The following is a 20,574-nucleotide window of genomic DNA, read 5'->3' as shown; positions in this document are numbered from 1 at the left end:
GTTGTCTCCTGAAACTGGAAGGAACTTGAAAGGAACCTGACTTGAACCTGAGCGCTATCATGCGCCGCCCCGCTGTCAGTTGGCTGTCCGCCAGACTGGGGAAAACACCAAAGTACACACCCCTGCCGCCACCGTATGAAGCTGCTGCTGGTCGAAGACGACCCCTCGATGCAAATCACCCTGCAGCGCACGCTGGGGCGCCGGCGGATCGACGTGCGCGTCTGCGGTGACGGGGCCGAGGCGGTCGCCCAGTGGCGCGCCATCGAGCCCGACGTGGTGGCGCTCGACCTGAGCCTGCCCAACCTCGACGGCCTGCAGGTGCTGGCCCAGGCCCGCTCGGAAGGGCTGCGCACGCCGGTGCTGCTGCTGACCGCGCGCGGCACGGTGGGCGACCGCATCGTCGGCCTGAATGCCGGCGCCGACGACTACCTGCCCAAGCCCTTCGACCTGGACGAACTCGAAGCCCGCATCCGCGCGCTGCGCCGCCGCAGCCACAGCGCGATCGGGCCGGACGCCGGGCTCAACCCGCAGGAGATCGGCGGGCTGCGCTTCGAGCCCGACAACGGCGCCATCTACAACCGCGCCGAGCTGCTCGAACTCACGCCGCGCGAGCTGGCGCTGCTGAAGGCGCTGATGATGAAACCGGGCCATGCGGTCACCAAGGAACGCCTGTTCGAGCTGGTGTTTCCGGGCGAGACCGAGGTGCAGTACGAGGCCATCGAGGTGGTGGTGTATCGCCTGCGCAAGAAGCTCGCGGGCACCGGGGCCGTGCTGATGACGATGCGCGGGCTCGGCTACCTGGTGCGACCGGAAGCATGACCCGCATCCTGTCGCTTCGCGCGCGGCTGCTGCTGGGCATCCTCGCGCCGATTGCGGTGTTCATCGTGATCAACAGCGTGAGCCTGTACCGCCAAAGTTTGGCGGCGGCCACCACGGCCTACGACCGCACGCTGCTCGCCTCGGCCAAGACCATCGGCGAGCAGCTCGACGTGGAGGGCTACGACGAGCTGGCGCACCTGCGCGCGATCGTGCCCTACTCCGCGCTCGAAGCCTTCGAGGCCGACAACCGCAGCCGCCTGTTCTACCGGGTCTCGGCGCTCGACGGCGAAATGATCTCGGGCTTTGCCGAGCTGCCGTTCTGGCGCGGCCGCATCCCGGACCGCAGCGCCTACGCGGCGCTGGTCGATTTCTACGACGCGCAGTTCCGCAACCAGCCGGTGCGGGTGGCGGTGCTGCTGCAGCCCGTGTCCAGCGCGCGCGGGCGCGGCATGGCCGTGGTGCAGGTGGCCGAGACGCTGGAGATCCGCGAAACGCTGGCGCGCAAGCTGCTGGTCGACACGCTGTGGCGGCAACTGCTGCTGATGGGCGTGATCGCGCTGGTGACGGTGTTCGTGGTGCAGCGCGCCACCCGGCCGGTGCGCGAGCTGGGCGAAGCCATCGGCAAGCGCGCGGCCGACGATCTTTCGCCCATCGACGCGCCCGATGCGCCGCGCGAGTTGCGCCCGCTGATCGACGCCACCACCGAGGTCATGGGGCGGCTGCAGCGGCTGCTCGATCACCAGAAGCGCTTTGTGCGCGACAGCGCCCACCAGTTGCGCACGCCGCTGGCGGTGCTCAAGGCGCAGGTGCAGTCGGCGCGGCGCGGCGACGTCGCGCCCGAGCAGGCATTCCGCGAGATCAGCCAGACGGTCGAGCGCGCCACCATGCTCGCCAACCAGATGCTGTCGCTCGCCAAGGTCGAGCAGTTGCGCCAGCAGCCGGAGTCGGTGGCGCTCGACCTGGGCGAGGTGGTGCGCCACATCGCGCTCGACCTGTCGCCGCTGGTGGCCGACAAGGCGCTCGATTTCGAGCTGGCGATCGACGAGCCGGTGACAGTGCGCGCGCACCAGTGGATGCTGCAGGAACTCACGCGCAACCTGCTGCACAACGCGATCAAGCTCAGCCCCACGGGCGCGGCGCTGTCGATCTCGGTGCGCCCCGTGGGCGACGACGCGGTGCTCACCGTGCGCGACGGCGGCCCCGGCATCTCGCCCGAGCTGCGCCAGCGGCTGTTCGCGCCCTTCTCGGCCGGCAGCACGTCGAGCGGTTCGGGCCTGGGGCTGGCGATCTGCCGCGAGATCGTCCTGGCGCTGAACGGACGCATCAGCCTGGACAACCGCACGGCGCCGGACAACGCCGCGCGGGTCATCGGGCTCGATGCCGTGGTGCACCTGCCGCTCTGGCGGCACAATTCCTGATCTATGGAACCTCTGGAACGTCTGCGCATCGACAAATGGCTCTGGGCCGCCCGCTTCTTCAAGACGCGCTCGCTGGCCGCGGAGGAGATCGGCAAGAACCGCGTGCAGGTGAACGGCGACATCGCCAAGGCCTCGCGCGAGGTCAAGGCCGGCGACACGGTGACGATGCGCCAGGGCGTGCAGACGCGGACCGTGACGGTGCGCGGCATCAGCGCCCAGCGCGGGCCGGCACCCGTCGCCCAACTGCTCTATGAAGAAACCGCCGAGAGCATCGCGGCGCAGGCCGCCATTCGCGAGCAGCGCCGCATGGGCAGCGAACCGGCGCTGGCCATCGAACAAGGCCGCCCGACCAAGCGCGACCGGCGCGACCTCGATGGCGCGGTGCGCCATGCCGAATGGGACAACCGCTGGAGCGCATCGCTCGACCCTGACGAAGCCGATCGCTGATTCGCGTACGCTGTCGGCTTTCCTTTCTCACGGAGATCCGGGACATGGCCAGCTTCAAGAAGTACCGCGTCGGCAGCAAGTTCAAGCTCTCGCACATCGATCCTGACGACACGCCTTTCTGCCAGGGCGACGAGGCATCGCAGCGTGCGGAGGTCGACGCACTGGCCGTCGAACTCGATGAACTGCAGGACCTGCTGCACGCCGAAGGCCGGCGCAAGCTGCTGCTGGTGCTGCAGGGCATGGACACCAGCGGCAAGGACGGCACGGTGCGCTGGGTGTTCTCGCGGACTTCGCCGCTGGGCGTGCGCGTGACGGCCTTCAAGGCACCCAACGACCTGGAGCGCGCGCACGACTACCTCTGGCGCTGCCATGCCGCGGTGCCGCGCACCGGCGAGATCATGGTGTGGAACCGCAGCCACTACGAAGACGTGCTGGTGCCCGTGGTCGAAGGCTGGATCGACAAGGCCGAGGCCAAGCGCCGCTATGCGCAGATCAACGACTTCGAGCGGCTGCTGACCGAGACCGGCACGGTGATCGTCAAGTGCATGCTGCACATCGACAAGGACGAGCAGCGCGAACGCCTGCAGGCCCGCATCGACACGCCGGGCAAGCAATGGAAGTTCAGCATGGACGACCTGGAGGTGCGCACCAAGTGGAGCGCCTACCAGCAGGCGTACCAGAACGCGCTCGGCGCGACGTCGACCGACCACGCACCCTGGCACGTGGTGCCCGCCAACAGCAAGCGGCATCGCAATGTGATGGTTGCGCAGTTGCTCGTGAAGACTCTGCGGCAGATGAAGCTCAAGGCGCCGCCGCCAGACCCGGCGCTGAAGGGAATGATCGTCAAGTGAGCCCGGCGCGGGTGACCCGGCCCGGTGAAAGCGACGCGAAGTGCGTGAAGACGCGGCGTCGCTGATTCACTCAGTTCACGAGCGGCGAATTACCGCCTGCGCCAGCACGCGGCACTTGCCGAATTCGCAGCGCACGGCCCAGGTGCCGCCGTTGTCGCAAGGCACGTTGTAGTTTTCGAAGCCCGGCCCCTTGGCCGTGAGCTCGGCGCGCGGCTGCAGGTTGCAGCGGCCGGCCTTGGCCAGGGTCTCGACGTTGTACGTGTCGACGCCGGTGCGGCGCGGCTTGGCCGTGACGGCGGCGGGGTCGAAGTTGTTGTGCGCGTAGAAGGTGTCCCGCACGTTCGGGTCGAGGTTGCGGTAGCCGCGCTTGGCCATGCAATGCACGATCGCGATCTGCTGGTGCTCGGCGATCACGCTGTCCGGCGGGCGGCCGACCCAGTCGGCAATCGAAGCGCCGATGCCGGCCACCGCGGCACCCGTGGCCAGGCCACGGCTGTACCAGGTCACGAGGCCGAGGCCCAATGCAGCCCAGCCGCCATCGTTGGTGTCACTGCGAGCCTCGATGCGGTTCGCCGCGACCCGGCATTCGGCCACGTCGTTGTCGTAGCGGACCTTGTCGACGCCTTGCATCGCGACCATGGGCACGTAGGACTTGCCGGAGCCCGTGCCGGGTTCGGTCGGTGGCTGCGTGCTTGCACAGCCCACCAGCGCCATGGCGGCGAACGCAACGCTCAGCATCAGCTTCATGGAATTCCCTCGTCTTCTTCGCGATAGTTGCGGGGATTTAACCATACATATAGTTACTCTTGAATCGCCTTGTCGCGAATGCACGACGGCCCGCGTTGGCGCGAACGGAGGCTGTTTCAGGCCCTCCAGCAAAGCCATGCGACGATGCGGCGGCCGGCCGCGCCCTGCGGCCTCGGACAAGAAAAGAAAGTGCCGAAGCCTGCCGCATGAAGTTCGAGACCCTCGCCAAATTCCTTTTCGGACTCATCGGCATTGCGCTGCTCGCGCTGTGCGCCGTGCTGCTCTACCAGCGGGTGGCCTTCATTGCATCGGCCCAGCCGGTGCAGGGCCAGGTGACCGATCTACAGCACGTGCGCAGCACCAACAAGAACAACACCGACGGCACGTGGCGGCCGGTCGTTCAGTTCCGGCTGCCGTCGGGCGCGATCGTCGATTTCACGACTTCGAGCAGCAGCGGCTCGCCGGGCTACGAGATCGGCGAGAAGGTCGATGTGTTCTATCAGCCATCGAACCCGAACAATGCACTGCTCAATGACCTGTTCGAACTGTGGGGCGGCGCGGCCATCGCGGGTGTCATCGGTGCCGTGTTCCTCGGCTTCGCATGGCTCCTCAGGAAGATCGGGCAAAACGAAAAGACGGGGGTTGCGTGATGGCGGCGCAGTTCCCACGCTTTCAGGGGCACTTCATCGCAATCGCGGCAATGCTCGCTGCGTTCTCGCTCTCGGCCACGGCCCAGGTTGCACCCGAGGCACTGGCCAGAAAGAACGGCTGCATGGCCTGCCACGGCCTGGTCCACAAGCAGGTGGGGCCGGGCTTTGCGCAGATCGCGCAGCGTTACCGGAAAGACGCCGAAGCGCCCGCACGGCTCGCCGACAAGATCCGCGATGGCAGTGTCGGCACGTGGGGGCGGGTCATCATGCCGCGGCAAACGCAGGTCTCGCCTGCCGACGCGCAGGCCCTGGCGCATTGGGTGCTGTCGCAGCCATCGCCGGGTTGAACCGGGCCGGCAACCGGCTCGTCACCGTGGCGCGTCAGTCACTGCCGGCTCAGTCCCCGAACCAGAAGAACAGCCAGGAACCGAGCGAAACCAGCACGGCGAACAGCGCGATGCCGTCGTAGGGAAGGCGCGGGGCGCTGGCCCGGGTTCTCGAACGGCGCACATCGTTGTGTGTCATGGAGGCCCTCGCTTTGCAGGTAGTTCGGGCGCCGACGATGCGCGTGCGGCCAGGATGTTGTCAATCGCAAAAGAAGGTTCGCATCCCTGCGGCAATGGCAAACAAGTAGCGCTTGCTGTCTTAATTTGGATGTTTGGTTCCAGTTTTTTTGCGTCTGAATTGTAAAGTTCTCAAAAATCAGAGAGCAAGTCAGATGCTAGTCATTATCATTCCGTGTCGTCTGGCCCCACGGCCACGCCTCTAGCCACTCCGAGCTCCGCGCCGGACAGCCATTCAAGAGGTTCACGACCTCATCCTGTCTTCTGGAGCATTCATGGCGTACATCAAGAGCCGCAAGCATTCGCCTGCGCGTTACATTCCTGGCCGCGCGGCCACCACTGCCACCTTGGTTGCGCTCGGCGCCTCCATGTCGGCCCAGGCGCAAAGCACGCTGAACGAAGTCCGCGTCGAAGCCACGACCGACTACAAGGTCGAAAAGTCCGCCTCCCCGAAATTCACCGCCCCGCTGCTGGACACGCCCAAGTCGGTCACGGTCATTCCCCAGGAAGTCATCCGCCAGACCGGCGCGACCACGCTGGTCGACGCGCTGCGCACCACGCCCGGCATCACCTTCGGTGCAGGCGAAGGCGGCAACCCCGTCGGCGACCGCCCCTTCATCCGCGGCTTCGACTCGCAAAGCGACACCTACGTGGACGGCGTGCGCGACGGCGCCGCGCAGACGCGCGAAATCTTCAACGTGGAGTCGGTCGAGGTCGTCAAGGGCCCCAGCTCCGCGTTCGGCGGCCGTGGCTCGGCCGGCGGCTCGGTCAACATCATCAGCAAGACGCCGCAAGCTGAAAACTTCTTCAGCGGCAGCATCGGCCTGGGCACCGACTCGTACCAGCGCGAGACGCTGGACATCAACCGCAAGCTGTCCGACACGATCGCCGCCCGCCTGAACGTGATGAACTTCAAGTCGGACGTCGCCGGCCGCGGCCCGGTCAACGTCAAGCGCTGGGGCGTGGCGCCGAGCGTCACCTTCGGCCTCGGCACGCCGACCCAGGTCACGCTGAGCTACTACCACTACGAGACCAACGACCTGCCCGATTCGGGCATTCCGTACAACAACCCGTTCACCTCCGGCGTCAACCAACTGCGCAACGGCGACGGCCAGCCGATCGTGGTGCCGCGCGGCACCTACTACGGCGTGGTCAACCGCGACTACCAGCGCACCAAGGTCGATGCCGGCACGGTCGACGTGAAGCACGACTTCGGCGGCGGCCTGGTGCTGCGCAACGTCACGCGCTCCAGCAAGTCGGGCAACGACTACATCTGGACGCAGCCCGACGACAGCCGTGGCAACTTCCTGCTGAACGGCACGGTCTGGCGCCGGCCCAACAGCCGCGTGTCGGACTCCGAATCGCTGGTCAACCAGACCAGCCTGTCGGGCAAGTTCGAAGCCGCCGGCATCAAGCACACCTATGTGGCGGGCCTGGAGATCGGCAAGGAAGCCACGACCAAGGCCAGCTACCTGTTCCTGCAGAACGCCCGCACGGGCTTCGAGAGCTACCCGAGAGCAACGGTCCCCGGCGCACCCGCCGGCGCGCTGAACTGCGCCGTGGGTTCGGGCATCCGCAGCGACTTCAACTGCACCTCGGCCTACAGCCCGACGCCTTACGACCCGTGGATGGGCGGCATCGTGCGCTCGCCAGCCGTGACCGAGGTCAAGACCAAAACCACCTCGATCTACGCCTTCGACACGATCGAGTTCAACCCGCAGTGGTCGCTGAACCTGGGCCTGCGCTGGGACGACTACAGGACGAATGCAGTCACGCCGGCTTACTTCAACCCCTTCACGACAAAGATCACGGCCGCAGTACCGAGCCTCGCCGCCAGCGGATCGACCAACGTGGATGTCGCATCCCGTGGTCTCGTGCCCGGCATCGAACTGGCTAACAAGGCCTCGTTCCTGAACTACCAGGTCGGCGCGGTCTACAAGCCGGCGCCCAACGGCAGCATCTACGTGTCCTACGGCACCTCGTCGACGCCGCCCGGCACCGACGGTGGCGACGGCGCTGACGGCATTTCCGCCGCCATCCGCAACCTGAAGCCGCAAGACAGCCGCAGCTTCGAGATCGGCACCAAGTGGGAAGTGCTGGACCGCCGCCTCGTGCTGACCTCGGCGATCTTCCGCACGGACATGAACAATGCCCGCACCACCGCCGCGGACGGCTCGACGCAGAACGTCGGCAAGAAGCGCGTGCAAGGCATCGAGTTCGGCGTGGCCGGCAGCATCACGCGCGACTGGCAGGTCTTCGGCGGCTTCACGCACCTGAACGCCAAGCTCACCGACAACGGCTACACGGCAACGGGCACGCCCTCGCCTTTCAACGGCAACTTCTTCCCGAACACGCCGAAGAACAGCGCGACGCTGTGGACCACCTACACCATCATGCCGGGCCTGACGATCGGCGGCGGCGCCACGTACATGGGCAAGCAGTACGGCAACGTCAACAACACCAAGTGGATTCCGTCGTACGTGAAGTACGACGCCATGGTGAGCTACGTGGTCAACAAGAACTTCAGCCTGCAACTGAACATCCAGAACCTGACCAACAAGTACTACTTCGACAAGGCGTACGCATCGCACTACGCGACCGTGGGCGCAGGCCGCTCGGCCTCGTTGACGGGCAGCTTCAGCTTCTGATGAAGCCGGACGGGTACCGCGCCTTTGCGGTACCTTCGCCCGCTCTTCGCGATACCCGCTTCGGCGGGTATTTTTTTGCCCGGCGGCATCAGCCGCCGGATACGCCCTCTCGCAGGAACAGGCGATACGCTCCCGCATCGCCCACGGTCCGCAGGCCATGCATATAAAGCGGCGGCAGGCGCGGCAGAACGGAAAGCGGCACCGCAATGAACAAGGGGGCTGGCGATGGCTCGCCAAGCACAGTGGCCAGTTGCCGGACATCTGGAATCTGCAGCGCACGCCCGCTCGAATAGAAAGACGCCGAGAGCATGTGCGCCTGCATGAATGCCAACGGAACGTCGGGACGCCGTTGCGCGGCGTGGAGTTGCACCACCGCTTTCGCCGACTCGCTGTCGGCGCGGCCACCCAGAGTCAGTGCCGTCAGTCCTGCGCCGAGCAGCGTGGTACTGGCCAGCGTACCGGCCAACAATGCCCGCCGCGCGAGCCGCGCATCAAGGCTGCCAAGGTACCGCGCGGCCCACAGTGCCATGGGCGGCAGGCCGGGGAGCACATAGGTCCAGAGGGTGTTGCCGGCCGCGGTGAAGACGACGCACGACGCCATACCGCACATCAACAAGTAGAGGCCAAAGGAACGCTGCGCCGACTCGCGCCCATGTTGTTGCGCAACGGACCGCCCCTGCCTTCTCGCCCGCCATACGACCCACGGCAACACGATGCTCCACGGCAAGCTGGCGATCAGGCCGAAGAGCCAGATGGTTCCGCGCGGAAAGGCATGCGCCGAACCGTAGCGATCGCCCTGCCAACCGGCCACCACGAAGCGGCTCCAATGCTCGCCGACGAAGAAATACGACAGGAATCCCGGCGTCTTCCACTCGGCCAGCAAATACCACGGAGCAACGGCGGCGAGCAGCAGGAGGCCACCTCGCAGCCATGGCATCGCGCGCCATGCGAGCCGGACATTGCCCGTCCACAAGGACCAGGCCCCGAGCGGCAGAAGCACCAGCACCCACCCCACCGGCCCCTTTGCCAGGGCAGAGATCCAGAGCCCGACAAAGAACAGCCAGCTTTCGCGCCGCCTGTCTTCGGACAATCCGTGCAATGCCAGCCAGAAGCTGCGCGTCGACAGCAGCACGCCCAAGCACAGCACCATGTCGGTCATCACGGCCCCGGCGGATACCCAGAAAAGAACAGTGCTTCCAAGAACAGGCAGCACGTAGATGGCGCGACGCATGCCGGTGCGGCGAGCCCAGTCGAAGGCCAGCAGCACAATCGCCACGGCCATCAGGAAATACGGCAGCCGGACCGCGAACTCGTCGATGCCGAACACCCGCATGCTGCCGGCGGACAGCCAGAACGACAGCGGCGGCTTGCCCCAGAACGGCACGCCGTCCGCGATCCAAGGCGTGATCCAGTCGCCGGATTCGACCATCCGGCGCGCGATCTCGCCATAGCGCCCCTCGGTCGTGTCCATCAACGGATAGGCACCCAGCGATGCAAGGCGCAGCAAGGCCAGCACGACCAGCAGGCCGGCGACACCGCCGCCGAGAGACAGGCGTGCGACGCGCCAGGCACGGACGACCGGGGTCAGCACGGGCTGCTGGCGATGTGGCTGTCCATCTTCGGTGCTTTCGCCGGCAGGAAGACATCGATGAGAAAGATCGGGCGATGCTTCGCCTCGGTGAAGATTCGCGCGACGTACTCGCCCAGCACACCGATGCAGAGCAGTTGCAGCCCGCCAAGAAAAAGCAGGCTCACGATGAGGGTAGGAAACCCGTGCACCGAGTCGCCCACGATCAGGGCCTTGACGAAAAAGTAGAAGGCATAGGCGAAGGCGCCACCAGCAGTGGCCAGTCCGAGCCAGGTGGCGAGCCTCAGCGGCATGGCCGAAAACGAAGTGACGCCTTCGACAGCAAGACCGACCAATTTGAGGAAAGGCCATTTGGTGGTGCCGGCCGCGCGCGCATCGCGGTCGAAGTCGAGGGTCGTCTGCGGAAATCCGATCCACGCGAACAAGCCCTTCATGAAGCGCCCGCGCTCCGGAAGCCGGTTCAACGCGTCCACTGCACGGCGGCTCAGCAAGCGGAAGTCGCCCACATCGCGAGGAATCGACACCTCGCTGATGCGTTCGATGAAACGATAGAAGGCCCTGGCAATGCCGCGCCGCAGCCAGGACACCCCGTCCTGGCTGCGGCGGCGCATGTTGACGACATCGAAGCCGTCCTGCCATGCCTCCACCATGAGGGGAATCAGCTCGGGCGGGTCCTGCAGGTCGGCATCGATGACGACGACCGCCCTGCCCCTGGCCAGTTCCAAGCCGGCGCTCATGGCGGCTTCCTTGCCGAAATTGCGGGTCAGGCGTGCATATGCGATCTCCGGATGGCTCGCGTGCAGCTGTTGCAGCAAACGCGGCGTATCGTCGTCGCTGCCGTCATCGACATACACCACTTCATACGGCAAGCCGATGCCTTCGAGCACACGACGCAATCGCCGATGGAACTCGGCGAGCACCGCCTGTTCGTTGAAGACAGGCACCACGACACTGAGCGAGACCGACGGCTGCGGGCCACCCGACGACCGAAGCAGTTGCGATGAGAGCAGGTTCATTGAAGTCCGGGAGGCGCTGCGATACCGGGACGGCATCGATGGCCCCCGATCCGCCATTTGCACGCCAGTCACGGTATGCGGAACGGCGTCGATAGGGAGCGACGCGACTCTAGGAAAGGCAACTGACAGTCATCCGTCGTGAACATGACGAATATGTCATCGCGCTGCGCCTGTGGAAGTTGGGCAGCAGCCGGCGGCTCGACCAGCGGCAGATTCAGAACATGGCGGCGAGTTGACCCCACAGGCGCGGCCCGCGGTTCATATCGGGCTGGGCCGCATCACGCCCCATCGGCCACGCCGCGGTGAACGAAAAGCTCAGCCGCTCCGTGCTCCAGAGCACGCCCATCCCCGCGCCTTCGAGGTGACGGCGATTGCTGTCGCGGGTCCAGGGGCGGCGGTTGGTCTTCACCGAACCCGAGTCATGAAAGGCCAGCACCTGCCACCCCGGTGCGGCCTGCCAGCGCAGTTCCGCCGTGGCCAGCCAGCCTTCGTCCCCGTTCGCTTCGCCCTGCGCATAGGCGCGCACGCCCTGGCTGCCGCCCAGGCTGAACTTCTCCGCCGACGCGAGGTTCCGATTCGCCTGCTGACCGCTCAGGTTCAGCGCCAGCGCGAGCCCCGGCGTCAGTGCCTGCAGGCGTTGCAGCTGGTAATTGGACTTGCTGAAGCTGCCCGCGCTCTTTGCACTCGCCGCGTCCTGCAGCAGGCTGTCCGCGTCGAGCTGGAGCCGCCCCGTCGTGAGGTTCAGCGCCAGCGCGTTGCGCGCGCCACCGCCCACGTCGTCCTGCCAGTCGCCATTGAGGCCGAGCACGACGTTGCGCAGATCGCTCTTCGTCGTGGTCGCGGTGCGGCCCACGGTGTCGCGCAGGGTCTTGTCGTCGAACTGCAGTTGCGCGTACCAGTTTGCCGTCTGGCTGCGCAGCAAGGGCTGGCGCAGGTAGATGCTGGCGATGCGGGCGCTGCCGTCCGCGTCGAGCGCCTCGAAATTCTTGCCCAGCCGGTAGTGCATGTTCGAGTACGCCACGCCCACCCGCGTGCCCCACTCGCCCAGCGGCAACTGGTAGCCGATGCGCTCGTAGTGCAGCCGCGCGTCGCTGGCCTGCAGCCGCAGGCTGAGCTGGTCGCCGCGGTCGAGCGGGTTGTTCCAGTACAGGCTGGTGCCCACGCGGTACTGGCCGGTGTAGACGCTGCCGTAGTTGTCGAGGTCGACGCTGCCCTGGAACGAGCGGGTCTTCTGCACCTCGACCAGCAGGTCCGATGCACCGACCGCCGTGCCCGGCCGCAGGGTGGACTGGACTGCCACGCCGGGCAGGTCGGCCAGCGCCAGCAGGCTGCGCTGCAACGTCTGTTCCTGCACGGCCGACTGCAGCGGCAGGCGCTGCAGCGGCGCCAGCGCCGAAGCTTCGAGCCCCGCTGCGTTGCGCAGTTCGACCTGGCCCAGCGTGCCTTCGAGCACGGCGATGTCGAGCACGCCGCCCTTGACCTCCTGTGCCGGCAGGTAGGCACGCGCGACAAGGTAGCCGGCTTCCCGGTAGTGGCGGGTGACGCGTTCGGCCAGCCCGGTGAGTTCGGCAAAGCTCAGCTCCTTGCCCACGGCGTCGGCCACGAGACGCTGAAGAGCATCGGTGGTGAAGGCCGTGTTGCCGCTGAAACGGATGGCGAGCAGCGCCACGCGCGGACCGCCTTCAGGCACCCGGCCGGCGACAGGGTCTGCAACCGACAGCGTGGGTGCCGGCGCAGGCGGCAACGGCACCGGGCCGCGCGGCTCCTGCAGGATCTGGCCCGCATCGGGCGGTGCGGCGAAGGCTTGCGCTGCGGCAAGCGCCAGCGCGCTGGACAACAGGGCCTGCGGAAGACGGCAGGCGCGGAACATGGAAGGCATCAGGGCGTGTCTCGCGAAAGGGGCATCAATTGCAGGTCTGGCCCGGAGCCAGTCGCAGGCCGCAGTCCTGCACGTTCAACACCGCCGTCTGGCTGTTCGGCGCGGCGCGCTCCGGTGGCTCAAACACCGAACCCGGTGGGTCGGCCTGCAAGCGCTGCTGGACGACGCGCAGCAACGGATCGGTCGTTTTGACCGGCATGACAGGCACCGCCGGCACGACAGGCACAACGGGCGCGGCACGCACGAGCAGCGTGCCGTCCGCGAAGCTCAGGGCGTAGTTGTCCGCGCCGAGCCCGCTGACGGCGATGCCGTAGCTGCCCGCGCCGGTCGCGCCCTGCGCGGTGCCGCCATAGACCAGGCTTCCGGTCAGCACGCCGCTGTTCTCGCCGGCCACGAAGCCGCTGTAGCGCACGCCGTTGCCGCCACTGTAGGCGCGGCCGTCGGCGGTCTTGCTGTCGTCGTTGGCCGTCACGGTCAACGCGGCGCGGCCGATGTCGGCGGTGGTCGTGCCGCTGTTCGATGCCAGCACATAGTTGCCTGCGTCGCTGCCCGACAGGCTGCTGGCGTAGTGGACCGTCTTGCCGGTGCCGGCGTTCTTGTCGCCGAACGCACCGCTCTGCTGCAGCACCACGCTGTCGCCCGCGATGAGGCCATTCAACGCGCCGCCGTCGAGCGTGGCCGTGGTGGTGCCGTCGTAGGTCTTGTTGGCGGCAGCCGTGCCGCTGACGGTGAGCGTGGCCGCCGCGATGTCGGCCGTGGTCGTGCCGCTGCTCGATGCCAGCACGTAGTTGCCGGCGTCACCGCCGGTGATGCTGCTGGCGTACCTGACGGTCTTGCCCATCGCTGCGTTCTTGTCGCCGAATGCGCCGCTCTGGCTCAGCACCACGTTGTCGCCGGCGATCAGGCCATTCAGCGTGCCGCCGCTCAGCGTGGTGGCGGTGGTGCCGTCGTAGGTCTTGTTGGCCGCGGTCGTGCCGTTGACGGACAAGGTCGCGCGCGCGATGTCGGCCGTCGTCGTTCCGCTGCCCGACGCGAGCACGTAGTTGCCGGCATCCATGCCCGACAGGCTGCTGGCGTAGCTCACCGTCTTGCCGGTGCCGGCGTTCTTGTCGCCGAAGCTGCCGCTCTGGCTGAGCGTGACGGTATCGCCTGCGATCACACCGCCCAATGCGCCACCACTCAGCGTGGCGCCCGTGGTGCCGTCGTAGACCTTGTTGGCAGCGGTCGTGCCGCTGACGATCAGCGTGGCTGCCGCAATGTCGGCCGTGGTCGTGCCGCTGCCCGACGCCAGCACGTAGTTGCCGGCGTCGCTGCCTGCGATGCTGCTGGCGTAGTTCACCGCCTTGCCCGTGCCGGCGTTCTTGTCGCCGAAGCTGCCGCTCTGGCTCAGCGTGACGGTGTCGCCGGCGATCACGCCACCCAACGCGCCACCGTTGAGCGTGGCATTCGTGGTGCCGTCGTAGGTCTTGTTGGCGGCGGTGGTGCCGTTGACGGACAACGTGGCGCGGGCGATGTCGGCCGTGGTCGTGCCGCTGCCCGATGCCAGTACGTAGTTGCCGGCATCGCCGCCCGTAATGCTGCTGGCGTAGCTGACGGTCTTGCCCGTGCCTGCGTTCTTGTCGCTGAACGTGCCGCTCTGGCCGAGCACCACGCTGTCGCCGGCGATCAGGCCACCCAAGCTTGCACCGCTGAGCGTGACGGACGTGTTGCCGTCGTAGGTCTTGTTGGCGGCCGTCGTGCCGGTCACCGTCAAGGTCGCCGCGCCGATGTTCGCGGTGGTCGTGCCGCTGTTCGATGCCAGCACGTAGTTGCCGGCATCGCCACCCGTGATGCTGCTGGCGTAGCTCACGGTCTTGCTCGTGCCTGCGTTCTTGTCGCCGAAGCTGCCGCTCTGGCTCAGCACCACGGTGTCGCCCGCGACCACGCCGCCCAGCGCACCGCCGCTCAGCGTGGCGGCGGTCGTGCCGTCGTAGATCTTGTCGGCAGCCGTCGTTCCGTTGACGGACAGCATGGCGCGCGCAATGTCCGCGGTGGTCGTGCCGCTGTTCGACGCCAGCACATAGTTGCCTGCGTCGCTGCCCGTGATGCTGCTGGCGTAGTTGACCGTCTTGCCCGTGCCGGCGTTCCTGTCGCCGAACGTGCCGCTCTGGCTCAGCGTGACGGCGTCGCCAGCGACCACGCCACCCAAGGCTCCGCCGCTCAACGTCGCGGCCGTCGTGCCGTCGTAGGTCTTGTTGAGCGCCGCAGTGCCATTGACCGACAACGTGGCGCGCGCAATGTCGGCGGTGGTGGTTCCACTGCTCGACGCCAGCAGGTAGTTGCCGGCGTCGCTGCCCGTGATGCTGCTGGCGTAGCTCACCGTCTTGCCCGTGCCCGCGTTCTTGTCACCGAAACTGCCGCTCTGGCTGAGCACGACGGTATCGCCTGCGATGAGCCCGCCGAGGCTGGCGCCGTTCAGCGTGGCCGCGGTCGTGCCGTCGTAGGTCTTGTTGGCCGCGGTGGTGCCGTTGACTGACAGCATGGCGCGGGCAATGTCAGCCGTGGTCGTGCCGCTGCTCGACGCCAGCACGTAGTTGCCGGCGTCGCCGCCCGACAGGCTGCTGGCGTAGTTCACCGTCCTGCCGGTGCCCGCGTTCTTGTCGCTGAAGCTGCCGCTCTGGTTGAGCAGCACGGTATCGCCGGCGATCACGCCACCCAGCGCGCCGCCGCTCAGCGCAGCGCCTGTCGTGCCGTCGTAGGTCTTGTTGGCTGCAGTGGTGCCGCTGACGGTCAAGGTCGCCGCACCGATGTCCGCGGTGGTGCTGCCCGCCACCACGAAATAGTTGCCGCTGTCGCTGCCGCCAAGGCTGTTGGCAATGGTCACTGTCTTGCCGATGCCGGCGTTCTTGTTGCCGAAGGCACCGCTCTGGCTGAGCGTGACGATGTCGCCGCCAATCACGCCGCCCAAGGTACCACCGCTGAGCGTGGCAGCGGTCGTTCCGTCATAGGTCTTGTTGGCGGCCGTGGTCCCGCTGACGCTCAACGCGGCGCGGGCAATGTCGGCCGTGGTCGTGCCGCTGTTCGACGCCAGCACGTAGTTGCCGGCATCGCTGCCTGCGATGCTGCTGGCGTAGCTCACCGTCTTGCCCGTGCCGGCGTTCTTGTCACTGAAGCTGCCGCTCTGGCTCAGCGTGACGGTGTCGCCGGCGATCAGGCCGCCCAGCGTGCCGCCACCGAGCACGGCGCCGGTGGTGCCGTCGTAGGTCTTGTTGGCGGCCGTCGTGCCGTTCACCGTCAAGGTCGCCGCGCCGATGTTGGCGGTGGCCGTGCCGCTGCTCGATGCCAGCACGTAGTTGCCCGCATCGCCGCCCGCGATGCTGCTGGCGTAGGTCACCGTCTTGCCCGTGCCCGCGTTCTTGTCACTGAAGCTGCCGCTCTGGCTCAGCGTGACGACGTCGCCACCGATCAGGCCACCGAGGCTGCCGCCGCTGAGCACGGCACCGGTGGTGCCGTCGTAGGTCTTGTTGGCGGCCGTCGTGCCGTTCACCGTCAACGTGGCGGCGCGGATGTCGGCCGTGGTGGGCGTGAGGCCCGCCACCACGATGTAGTTGCCGGCGTCGCTGCCGGAGAGGTTGTTGGCCACATTCACCAACTTGCCCGTGCCCGCGTTCTTGTCGCTGAACGTGCCGCTCTGGCTCAGCGTGACGTTGTCGCCGGCGACCAGCCCGCCCAGGCTGCCGCCGCCGACGGTCGCGGCCGTGGTGCCGTCGTAGGTCTTGTTGCTCGCCGTCGTGCCGTTCACCGTCAGCGTGGCGGCGGTGATGGTGGCCGTGCCGGAGGCAAAGCTCAGGTCGTAGCCCAGTTGCGACGAGTACAGCCCGCCGATGCCGATGCTGTAGCTGCCCACGTTCTTGCTGCTGCTGTTGCCGTAGGCCACCGTGCCGAGGATGAGGCCGCGATTCGCGCCGGGGTCGCTGGTCGCATAGCCGCTGCCGCTGCCGAAGGCGGTGGTGCCGTCGTAGGTTTTGGTGGCGCTGTCGGCGCTCACCGTCAGCCCGGTCATGAACGCGCGCAGCATCGGCGCGGTGCTGCCTTGGTAGATGCGCCAGACCGCCGAGCTGCCGCCGGTGGTTGCCATGTTCCAGCCGGCGAAGCTGCTGGCCTGCATCATCTGCGCGCTGCTCAGCCCGGTGCCGCCGCCGCCGCTGCCGCCCTGCCCGGTGGTCTCGGTGTTCCAGTAGCTGTTGCTGGTGCTTCCCCCCAGGTTCCAGCCCACCAGGCCGCCCGTCGCGGAGGGGCCGTTGACCTGGCCGCTGGCGTAGGCATTGTTGACACTGCCCTGGTTCTGCCCGACCAGCCCGCCGGTGCCGTCGCCCCCGCCGCTCACGCTGCCCGTGGCATAGGCGGTGTCGATCGTGCCGCTCGTGTTTTCACCCACCAACCCGCCGACGCTCGCCCCTTGGCCGCTCACGTTGCCGGTGGCGAAGGCGCTGGTGATGGTGCCGCCGCTGGTGTTCGTGCCGACCAGGCCACCGATCGCGTAGGAAGTGCCCGTCACGGTGCCCGTTGCATAGGCGTTGGAGAGGCTGGCCCCCTGGTTCTGCCCCACCAGTCCACCCACCCGTTGCTGGCCCTCGACGTTGCCCTTGGCGTAGACACTGTCGATCGTGCCAAGGCTGGAGCCCACCAGCCCGCCGACGTACGAATGGCCCGCCGCACGCACATCGCCCGTGGCATAGGCGTTGCGCACAGACCCGCTGCCGGAGTTCTGGCCTACCAGCCCGCCCACGTGGTTGCCGCTGCTGCCAGTGCCTGTCACGAAGCCCGTGGCATAGGCGTTGCTGATCGCACCGGCGCTCTGCCCCACCAGCCCGCCGATGAAGCTGGCGGTGCCGGTCACCTGGCCGCCCGCGCGCACGTTGCTGAGGCTGGCGCCGCCGGTGGTGATGCCGACCAACCCACCGATGTAGTTGTTGCCGCTCACCGCGCCCGTGGCGTAGGCGTTGTCGATGTGCCCGTCGCCACCGCCGGCCAGCCCGCCGATGCCGCGGTCGCCGCTCACGTCGCCGGTGGCATAGGCGCTGTCGATCGCGCCGTAGCTGCGGCCGACCAGTCCGCCGACGTACCGCGCGCTGCCGCTCACCTGGCCCGTGGCGTAGGCATTGCGGATGCTGCCGCTGCCGCTGTTCTCGCCGACCAGTCCGCCCACCGCATCGGCGGCCCCGCTGACCGTGCCGGTGTTGTAGGCGTTGAAGATGCTGCCGCCGTTGCGCCCGACCAGCCCGCCGATGGTGCCGCCCGCGCTCAGGCTGCCGCCCGCCAGGCCGATGTCTCGGATCATCGAGCCGGCACCCGTGGTGCCGAACAGACCCACGGCCCCGTTCGTCGAAACGATCTTCAGGTTGGAGATGGTGTGGTACAGCCCCGCGAAGGTCCCGCCGAAGGCGTTGCCGCCCGACGCCACCAGCGCATCGCCATAGGTCGTCCCGGCCGCGTCCAGGTCCTGCGCCAGCGCATAGCGCCCGCCCAGGCCCTGGCTGTTGATGGCCAGCAGGTCGGCCATGCTGTGGATCAGCCGGTACCCATTGCCGTTGATGACCAGCGACGCGTTGGCGCCGCTGAGCGTGACCGGCGCGCCCAGCTGGTAGTCCGTGCCGCTCGCGATGCTCCCGGTGCTGGCGTAGTTGCCGAAGTTCAGCACCAGGCCCGCGGTGGCGCCGGTGGCGGTGATGGGCGCATTGATGTTGATGTTTCGCCAGGCCTCCAGCGTGAGCACCGTGTTGGCGCTCCAGCTCACCGCCGCGTTCACGTTGATGTCGCCCGGGTCGCTGCCCGCGCCGTTGCTGGTGCGCAGCGTCACGCTGTTGTTGGCGAGGTTGTTCGCCAGCGTGACGGCGCCGATGCCGCTGGTCGTGCCGGCGGCGCTGCCCGCGCTGACGGTGAAGTCGGTCGGATCGATCAGCCAGGTGCCGGTCTTGCCGCTGTCCGACCGCGTGCTGACACTTGCGCCTTCGGCCACCTGCACATGGGCGCCGCTGGTGTCGACAAAGCCGCCGTTGCGGCTGCCCGCGGCGGATGCATCGAGACTGCCCGCCACCTTGACCGTGCCGCCGTTCATGCCACCCAGCAGCAGGATGGTGCCGCCACTACTGTCGATGCCCTTCGCCTCGATCACGCCCTCGTTGTTGACCACCGTGTCCAGCAGCGCATTCTTGGCGCTGGCGCTCAGGATCACCGTGCCGTTGTCGGCGCGGATCAACCCCTTGTTCTCGGCCAGCGCGTTCAGCGTGCCTTCGTCCACCTGCACCGACAGCAGGCGGTTGCCGCTGAAGTCCAGCGACACCCTGTCGCCGGCGGCCAGTGCGGCAGTACCGTTGGCGGTGGTGATGGTGCCGGCGTTGCGCACCTGCTTGCCCAGCAACGCCACGTAGCCGCCGGTCAGGTGGCCCTGGTTGACCACGGCGCCCTGCGTGCCGTCACCCGAGAAGCTGCGCTTGCCGGCCATGAAGTCGGCATCGCTCAACGACAGCGTCGAGGCCACGAGCCCGCCGACATTGACGCTGGCGCCGTTGCCGAACAGCACGCCATTGGGGTTCAGTATCCACACCTGCCCGTTGGCACTGAGGCTGCCGTGGATGGCCGAAGCCTCCGTGCCGGTGACGCGGTTCAACGCGATCGCGCTGCTGCCCGGCTGGATGAAATTGACGCTCTCGCCCGCCGCAATGCCGAAGCGGGCCCAGTTGATCGACAGGTTCTGGCTGCCCTGGACGATGGTGGTCGTGCTGCCGTTCTGCGTGATGCTCCCGCTGCCCGCGCTGACGCTGCCGCCGCTGGGTGCAGCCCACGCCCCCGCACCCCACACGGCCGCGCAGAAGGCCACGACAACGGCGCCCCGCCCTGCCGATTTGCCGCGCCCCTTGGCCGTTTCAGGCGCGGGAACGCAGCGACGGGCCGCATGATTCCAGACAAGGCGATAGGCGTGGTTCAAGGCAGGACCTCAACGAAACTTAAAGATGGAAATAGGGGGCGCCCGAGGCGCTGCGCGGCAATGTCGTGCGCATGGCCGGCGTCGGCTCCATGGCTGCGGCCGGATGCTATGAGCGACAGCAGCGGTTGTCCGTAGAACGAATGCGCTACGGCCTCCCTCTTGAATCCGTCGCAAAATGGCGCCCCGATGCAACGCGCGCGCACCGAACAGGACCAGCCCCCCATCCACGTCGTCATCGTCGAGGACGACCCCTGCTTCAGCGATGCGCTGAGCAAGGTCGTGCGGGACGCACCGGACATGCGCCTGGCAGGCATCGCCAGCACGCGCGCCGCTGGGCTGGCCATGCTCCAGGGGCCGCCGGCCGATGTGCTGCTGGTCGACCTGGGCCTGCCGGACGGCTCGGGCATCGACATCATCCGGGCCGCGGCGCAGCAATGGCCCAGCTGCAGCATCATGGTCAGCACCAATTTCGGCGACGAGATGCACGTGATGCAGTCGATCGAGGCCGGCGCCGCCGGCTACCTGCTGAAAGACAGCTCCCCCACCAAGACCGTCGACGAAATCCGCAGCCTTGCCAGCGGCGGCAGCCCGATCAGCCCGCTCATCGCGCGGCAGGTGCTGGAGCGTTTCCGGCAAGGCGTGTCGGGCAGCGGCACCGCCACCAGTTCACAGGCAGCGCCTGCGGGCAGCGATTCGGCGCCGCTGTCGGCCCGCGAGAAAGAAGTGCTCGACCTCATCACCAAGGGCTTCACCGCGCACGAGATCGCCAAGCTCATGCAGCTGTCCCACTTCACGGTGCGGACCTTCGTGCGGCGCATCTACACCAAGCTGAAAGTCACGTCCAAGGCAGAAGCGATCTACGAAGCAAGGACCCAGGGAATACTCGCCGATTAGTAACATCGCGACAAAATAAGTTACACATGCGGTGCGTCAACTCCGAACGCGCCCTTCCCAACGCCCCTTGAACCATCGCCCCGCGCC

14 protein-coding genes are annotated in these 20,574 nt (G+C 67.4%); 8 read left to right on the top strand and 6 right to left on the bottom strand.

Annotated features, from left to right (window positions below; genetic code table 11):
- Positions 1-135: 135 nt before the first annotated feature.
- From ACGLHS_RS13265 to ACGLHS_RS13250, 4 genes are read left to right on the top strand one after another with little or no spacing between them, the layout of a single operon-like run.
- Positions 136-819, top strand: a complete 684-nt coding sequence (locus ACGLHS_RS13265; protein ID WP_394480295.1) for a response regulator — start codon at positions 136-138, stop codon at positions 817-819.
- On the top strand, positions 816-2,237 hold the full coding sequence (locus ACGLHS_RS13260; RefSeq protein ID WP_394480293.1) for a sensor histidine kinase: 1,422 nt from the start codon (positions 816-818) through the stop codon (positions 2,235-2,237). The genes ACGLHS_RS13265 and ACGLHS_RS13260 overlap by 4 nt, the downstream gene beginning before the upstream one ends.
- Before the next feature lie 3 nt (positions 2,238-2,240).
- Positions 2,241-2,684: an RNA-binding S4 domain-containing protein gene (locus ACGLHS_RS13255; protein WP_394480291.1), complete on the top strand. Its 444-nt coding sequence runs from the start codon at positions 2,241-2,243 to the stop codon at positions 2,682-2,684.
- A gap of 44 nt (positions 2,685-2,728) precedes the next feature.
- The gene (locus tag ACGLHS_RS13250) at positions 2,729-3,535 is read left to right on the top strand and encodes a PPK2 family polyphosphate kinase (RefSeq protein WP_394480288.1); all 807 of its coding nucleotides are present in this window, start codon (positions 2,729-2,731) and stop codon (positions 3,533-3,535) included.
- Between the two features lie 75 nt (positions 3,536-3,610).
- Here the strand turns inward: ACGLHS_RS13250 and ACGLHS_RS13245 are convergent, their stop codons facing one another.
- The gene (locus ACGLHS_RS13245) at positions 3,611-4,282 is read right to left on the bottom strand and encodes a hypothetical protein (protein WP_093241520.1); all 672 of its coding nucleotides are present in this window, start codon (positions 4,280-4,282) and stop codon (positions 3,611-3,613) included.
- Positions 4,283-4,488: 206 nt separating this feature from the next.
- On the opposite strand from ACGLHS_RS13245, the gene ACGLHS_RS13240 reads away from it, so the two are divergent.
- Both ACGLHS_RS13240 and ACGLHS_RS13235 read left to right on the top strand, forming a co-directional pair.
- The gene (locus tag ACGLHS_RS13240; protein ID WP_394480284.1) at positions 4,489-4,932 is read left to right on the top strand and encodes a DUF3592 domain-containing protein; all 444 of its coding nucleotides are present in this window, start codon (positions 4,489-4,491) and stop codon (positions 4,930-4,932) included.
- Positions 4,933-4,982: 50 nt separating this feature from the next.
- The gene (locus ACGLHS_RS13235; protein WP_394480282.1) at positions 4,983-5,279 is read left to right on the top strand and encodes a c-type cytochrome; all 297 of its coding nucleotides are present in this window, start codon (positions 4,983-4,985) and stop codon (positions 5,277-5,279) included.
- Between the two features lie 49 nt (positions 5,280-5,328).
- Here the strand turns inward: ACGLHS_RS13235 and ACGLHS_RS13230 are convergent, their stop codons facing one another.
- Positions 5,329-5,457: a hypothetical protein gene (locus tag ACGLHS_RS13230; protein ID WP_256327328.1), complete on the bottom strand. Its 129-nt coding sequence runs from the start codon at positions 5,455-5,457 to the stop codon at positions 5,329-5,331.
- A gap of 313 nt (positions 5,458-5,770) precedes the next feature.
- Here ACGLHS_RS13230 and ACGLHS_RS13225 point away from each other — a divergent pair, with 313 nt between their 5' ends.
- Entirely contained in the window at positions 5,771-8,143 is a 2,373-nt protein-coding gene (locus tag ACGLHS_RS13225; protein WP_394480278.1) for a TonB-dependent receptor, read from the top strand.
- An 88-nt stretch (positions 8,144-8,231) separates the two neighbouring features.
- Here ACGLHS_RS13225 and ACGLHS_RS13220 read toward each other — a convergent pair whose 3' ends face one another.
- The 4 genes from ACGLHS_RS13220 to ACGLHS_RS13205 all read right to left on the bottom strand — a co-directional run bounded on the left by ACGLHS_RS13220 (position 8,232) and on the right by ACGLHS_RS13205 (position 19,593).
- Positions 8,232-9,734 (bottom strand): ArnT family glycosyltransferase, encoded by a 1,503-nt coding sequence (locus ACGLHS_RS13220; protein ID WP_394480276.1) that lies wholly within the window; start codon positions 9,732-9,734, stop codon positions 8,232-8,234.
- On the bottom strand, positions 9,728-10,819 hold the full coding sequence (locus ACGLHS_RS13215) for a glycosyltransferase family 2 protein (RefSeq protein ID WP_394480273.1): 1,092 nt from the start codon (positions 10,817-10,819) through the stop codon (positions 9,728-9,730). Before ACGLHS_RS13215 ends, ACGLHS_RS13220 begins: the two co-directional genes overlap by 7 nt.
- 142 nt (positions 10,820-10,961) lie before the next feature.
- Positions 10,962-12,626 carry a ShlB/FhaC/HecB family hemolysin secretion/activation protein gene (locus ACGLHS_RS13210; RefSeq protein WP_394480271.1) on the bottom strand — a complete coding sequence of 555 codons (1,665 nt, stop codon included), beginning with the start codon at positions 12,624-12,626 and terminating at the stop codon, positions 10,962-10,964.
- Positions 12,627-12,651: 25 nt separating this feature from the next.
- A complete protein-coding gene (locus tag ACGLHS_RS13205; RefSeq protein WP_394480268.1) occupies positions 12,652-19,593 on the bottom strand; it encodes a YDG domain-containing protein in 6,942 nt (2,313 codons plus the stop codon).
- 186 nt (positions 19,594-19,779) lie between these two features.
- On the opposite strand from ACGLHS_RS13205, the gene ACGLHS_RS13200 reads away from it, so the two are divergent.
- Positions 19,780-20,487 carry a response regulator gene (locus ACGLHS_RS13200; RefSeq protein WP_394480266.1) on the top strand — a complete coding sequence of 236 codons (708 nt, stop codon included), beginning with the start codon at positions 19,780-19,782 and terminating at the stop codon, positions 20,485-20,487.
- Positions 20,488-20,574: the final 87 nt, after the last annotated feature.

This window comes from Variovorax sp. VaC1 (genome assembly GCF_043658315.1).
Classification (GTDB): domain Bacteria; phylum Pseudomonadota; class Gammaproteobacteria; order Burkholderiales; family Burkholderiaceae_C; genus Variovorax.
This window is presented reverse-complemented; position numbering and strand designations above follow the sequence as displayed.

Bases quoted from the DNA above. Each gene is read 5' to 3' on its own strand.
- ACGLHS_RS13255 (WP_394480291.1), top strand. From the start codon at position 2,241: ATGGAACCTCTGGAACGTCTGCGCATCGACAAATGGCTCTGGGCCGCC.
- ACGLHS_RS13200 (WP_394480266.1), top strand. From the start codon at position 19,780: ATGCAACGCGCGCGCACCGAACAGGACCAGCCCCCCATCCACGTCGTC.
- ACGLHS_RS13240 (WP_394480284.1), top strand. From the start codon at position 4,489: ATGAAGTTCGAGACCCTCGCCAAATTCCTTTTCGGACTCATCGGCATT.
- ACGLHS_RS13260 (WP_394480293.1), top strand. From the start codon at position 816: ATGACCCGCATCCTGTCGCTTCGCGCGCGGCTGCTGCTGGGCATCCTC.
- ACGLHS_RS13265 (WP_394480295.1), top strand. From the start codon at position 136: ATGAAGCTGCTGCTGGTCGAAGACGACCCCTCGATGCAAATCACCCTG.
- ACGLHS_RS13235 (WP_394480282.1), top strand. From the start codon at position 4,983: ATGCTCGCTGCGTTCTCGCTCTCGGCCACGGCCCAGGTTGCACCCGAG.
- ACGLHS_RS13230 (WP_256327328.1), bottom strand. From the start codon at position 5,457: ATGACACACAACGATGTGCGCCGTTCGAGAACCCGGGCCAGCGCCCCG.
- ACGLHS_RS13210 (WP_394480271.1), bottom strand. From the start codon at position 12,626: ATGCCTTCCATGTTCCGCGCCTGCCGTCTTCCGCAGGCCCTGTTGTCC.
- ACGLHS_RS13250 (WP_394480288.1), top strand. From the start codon at position 2,729: ATGGCCAGCTTCAAGAAGTACCGCGTCGGCAGCAAGTTCAAGCTCTCG.
- ACGLHS_RS13225 (WP_394480278.1), top strand. From the start codon at position 5,771: ATGGCGTACATCAAGAGCCGCAAGCATTCGCCTGCGCGTTACATTCCT.
- ACGLHS_RS13245 (WP_093241520.1), bottom strand. From the start codon at position 4,282: ATGAAGCTGATGCTGAGCGTTGCGTTCGCCGCCATGGCGCTGGTGGGC.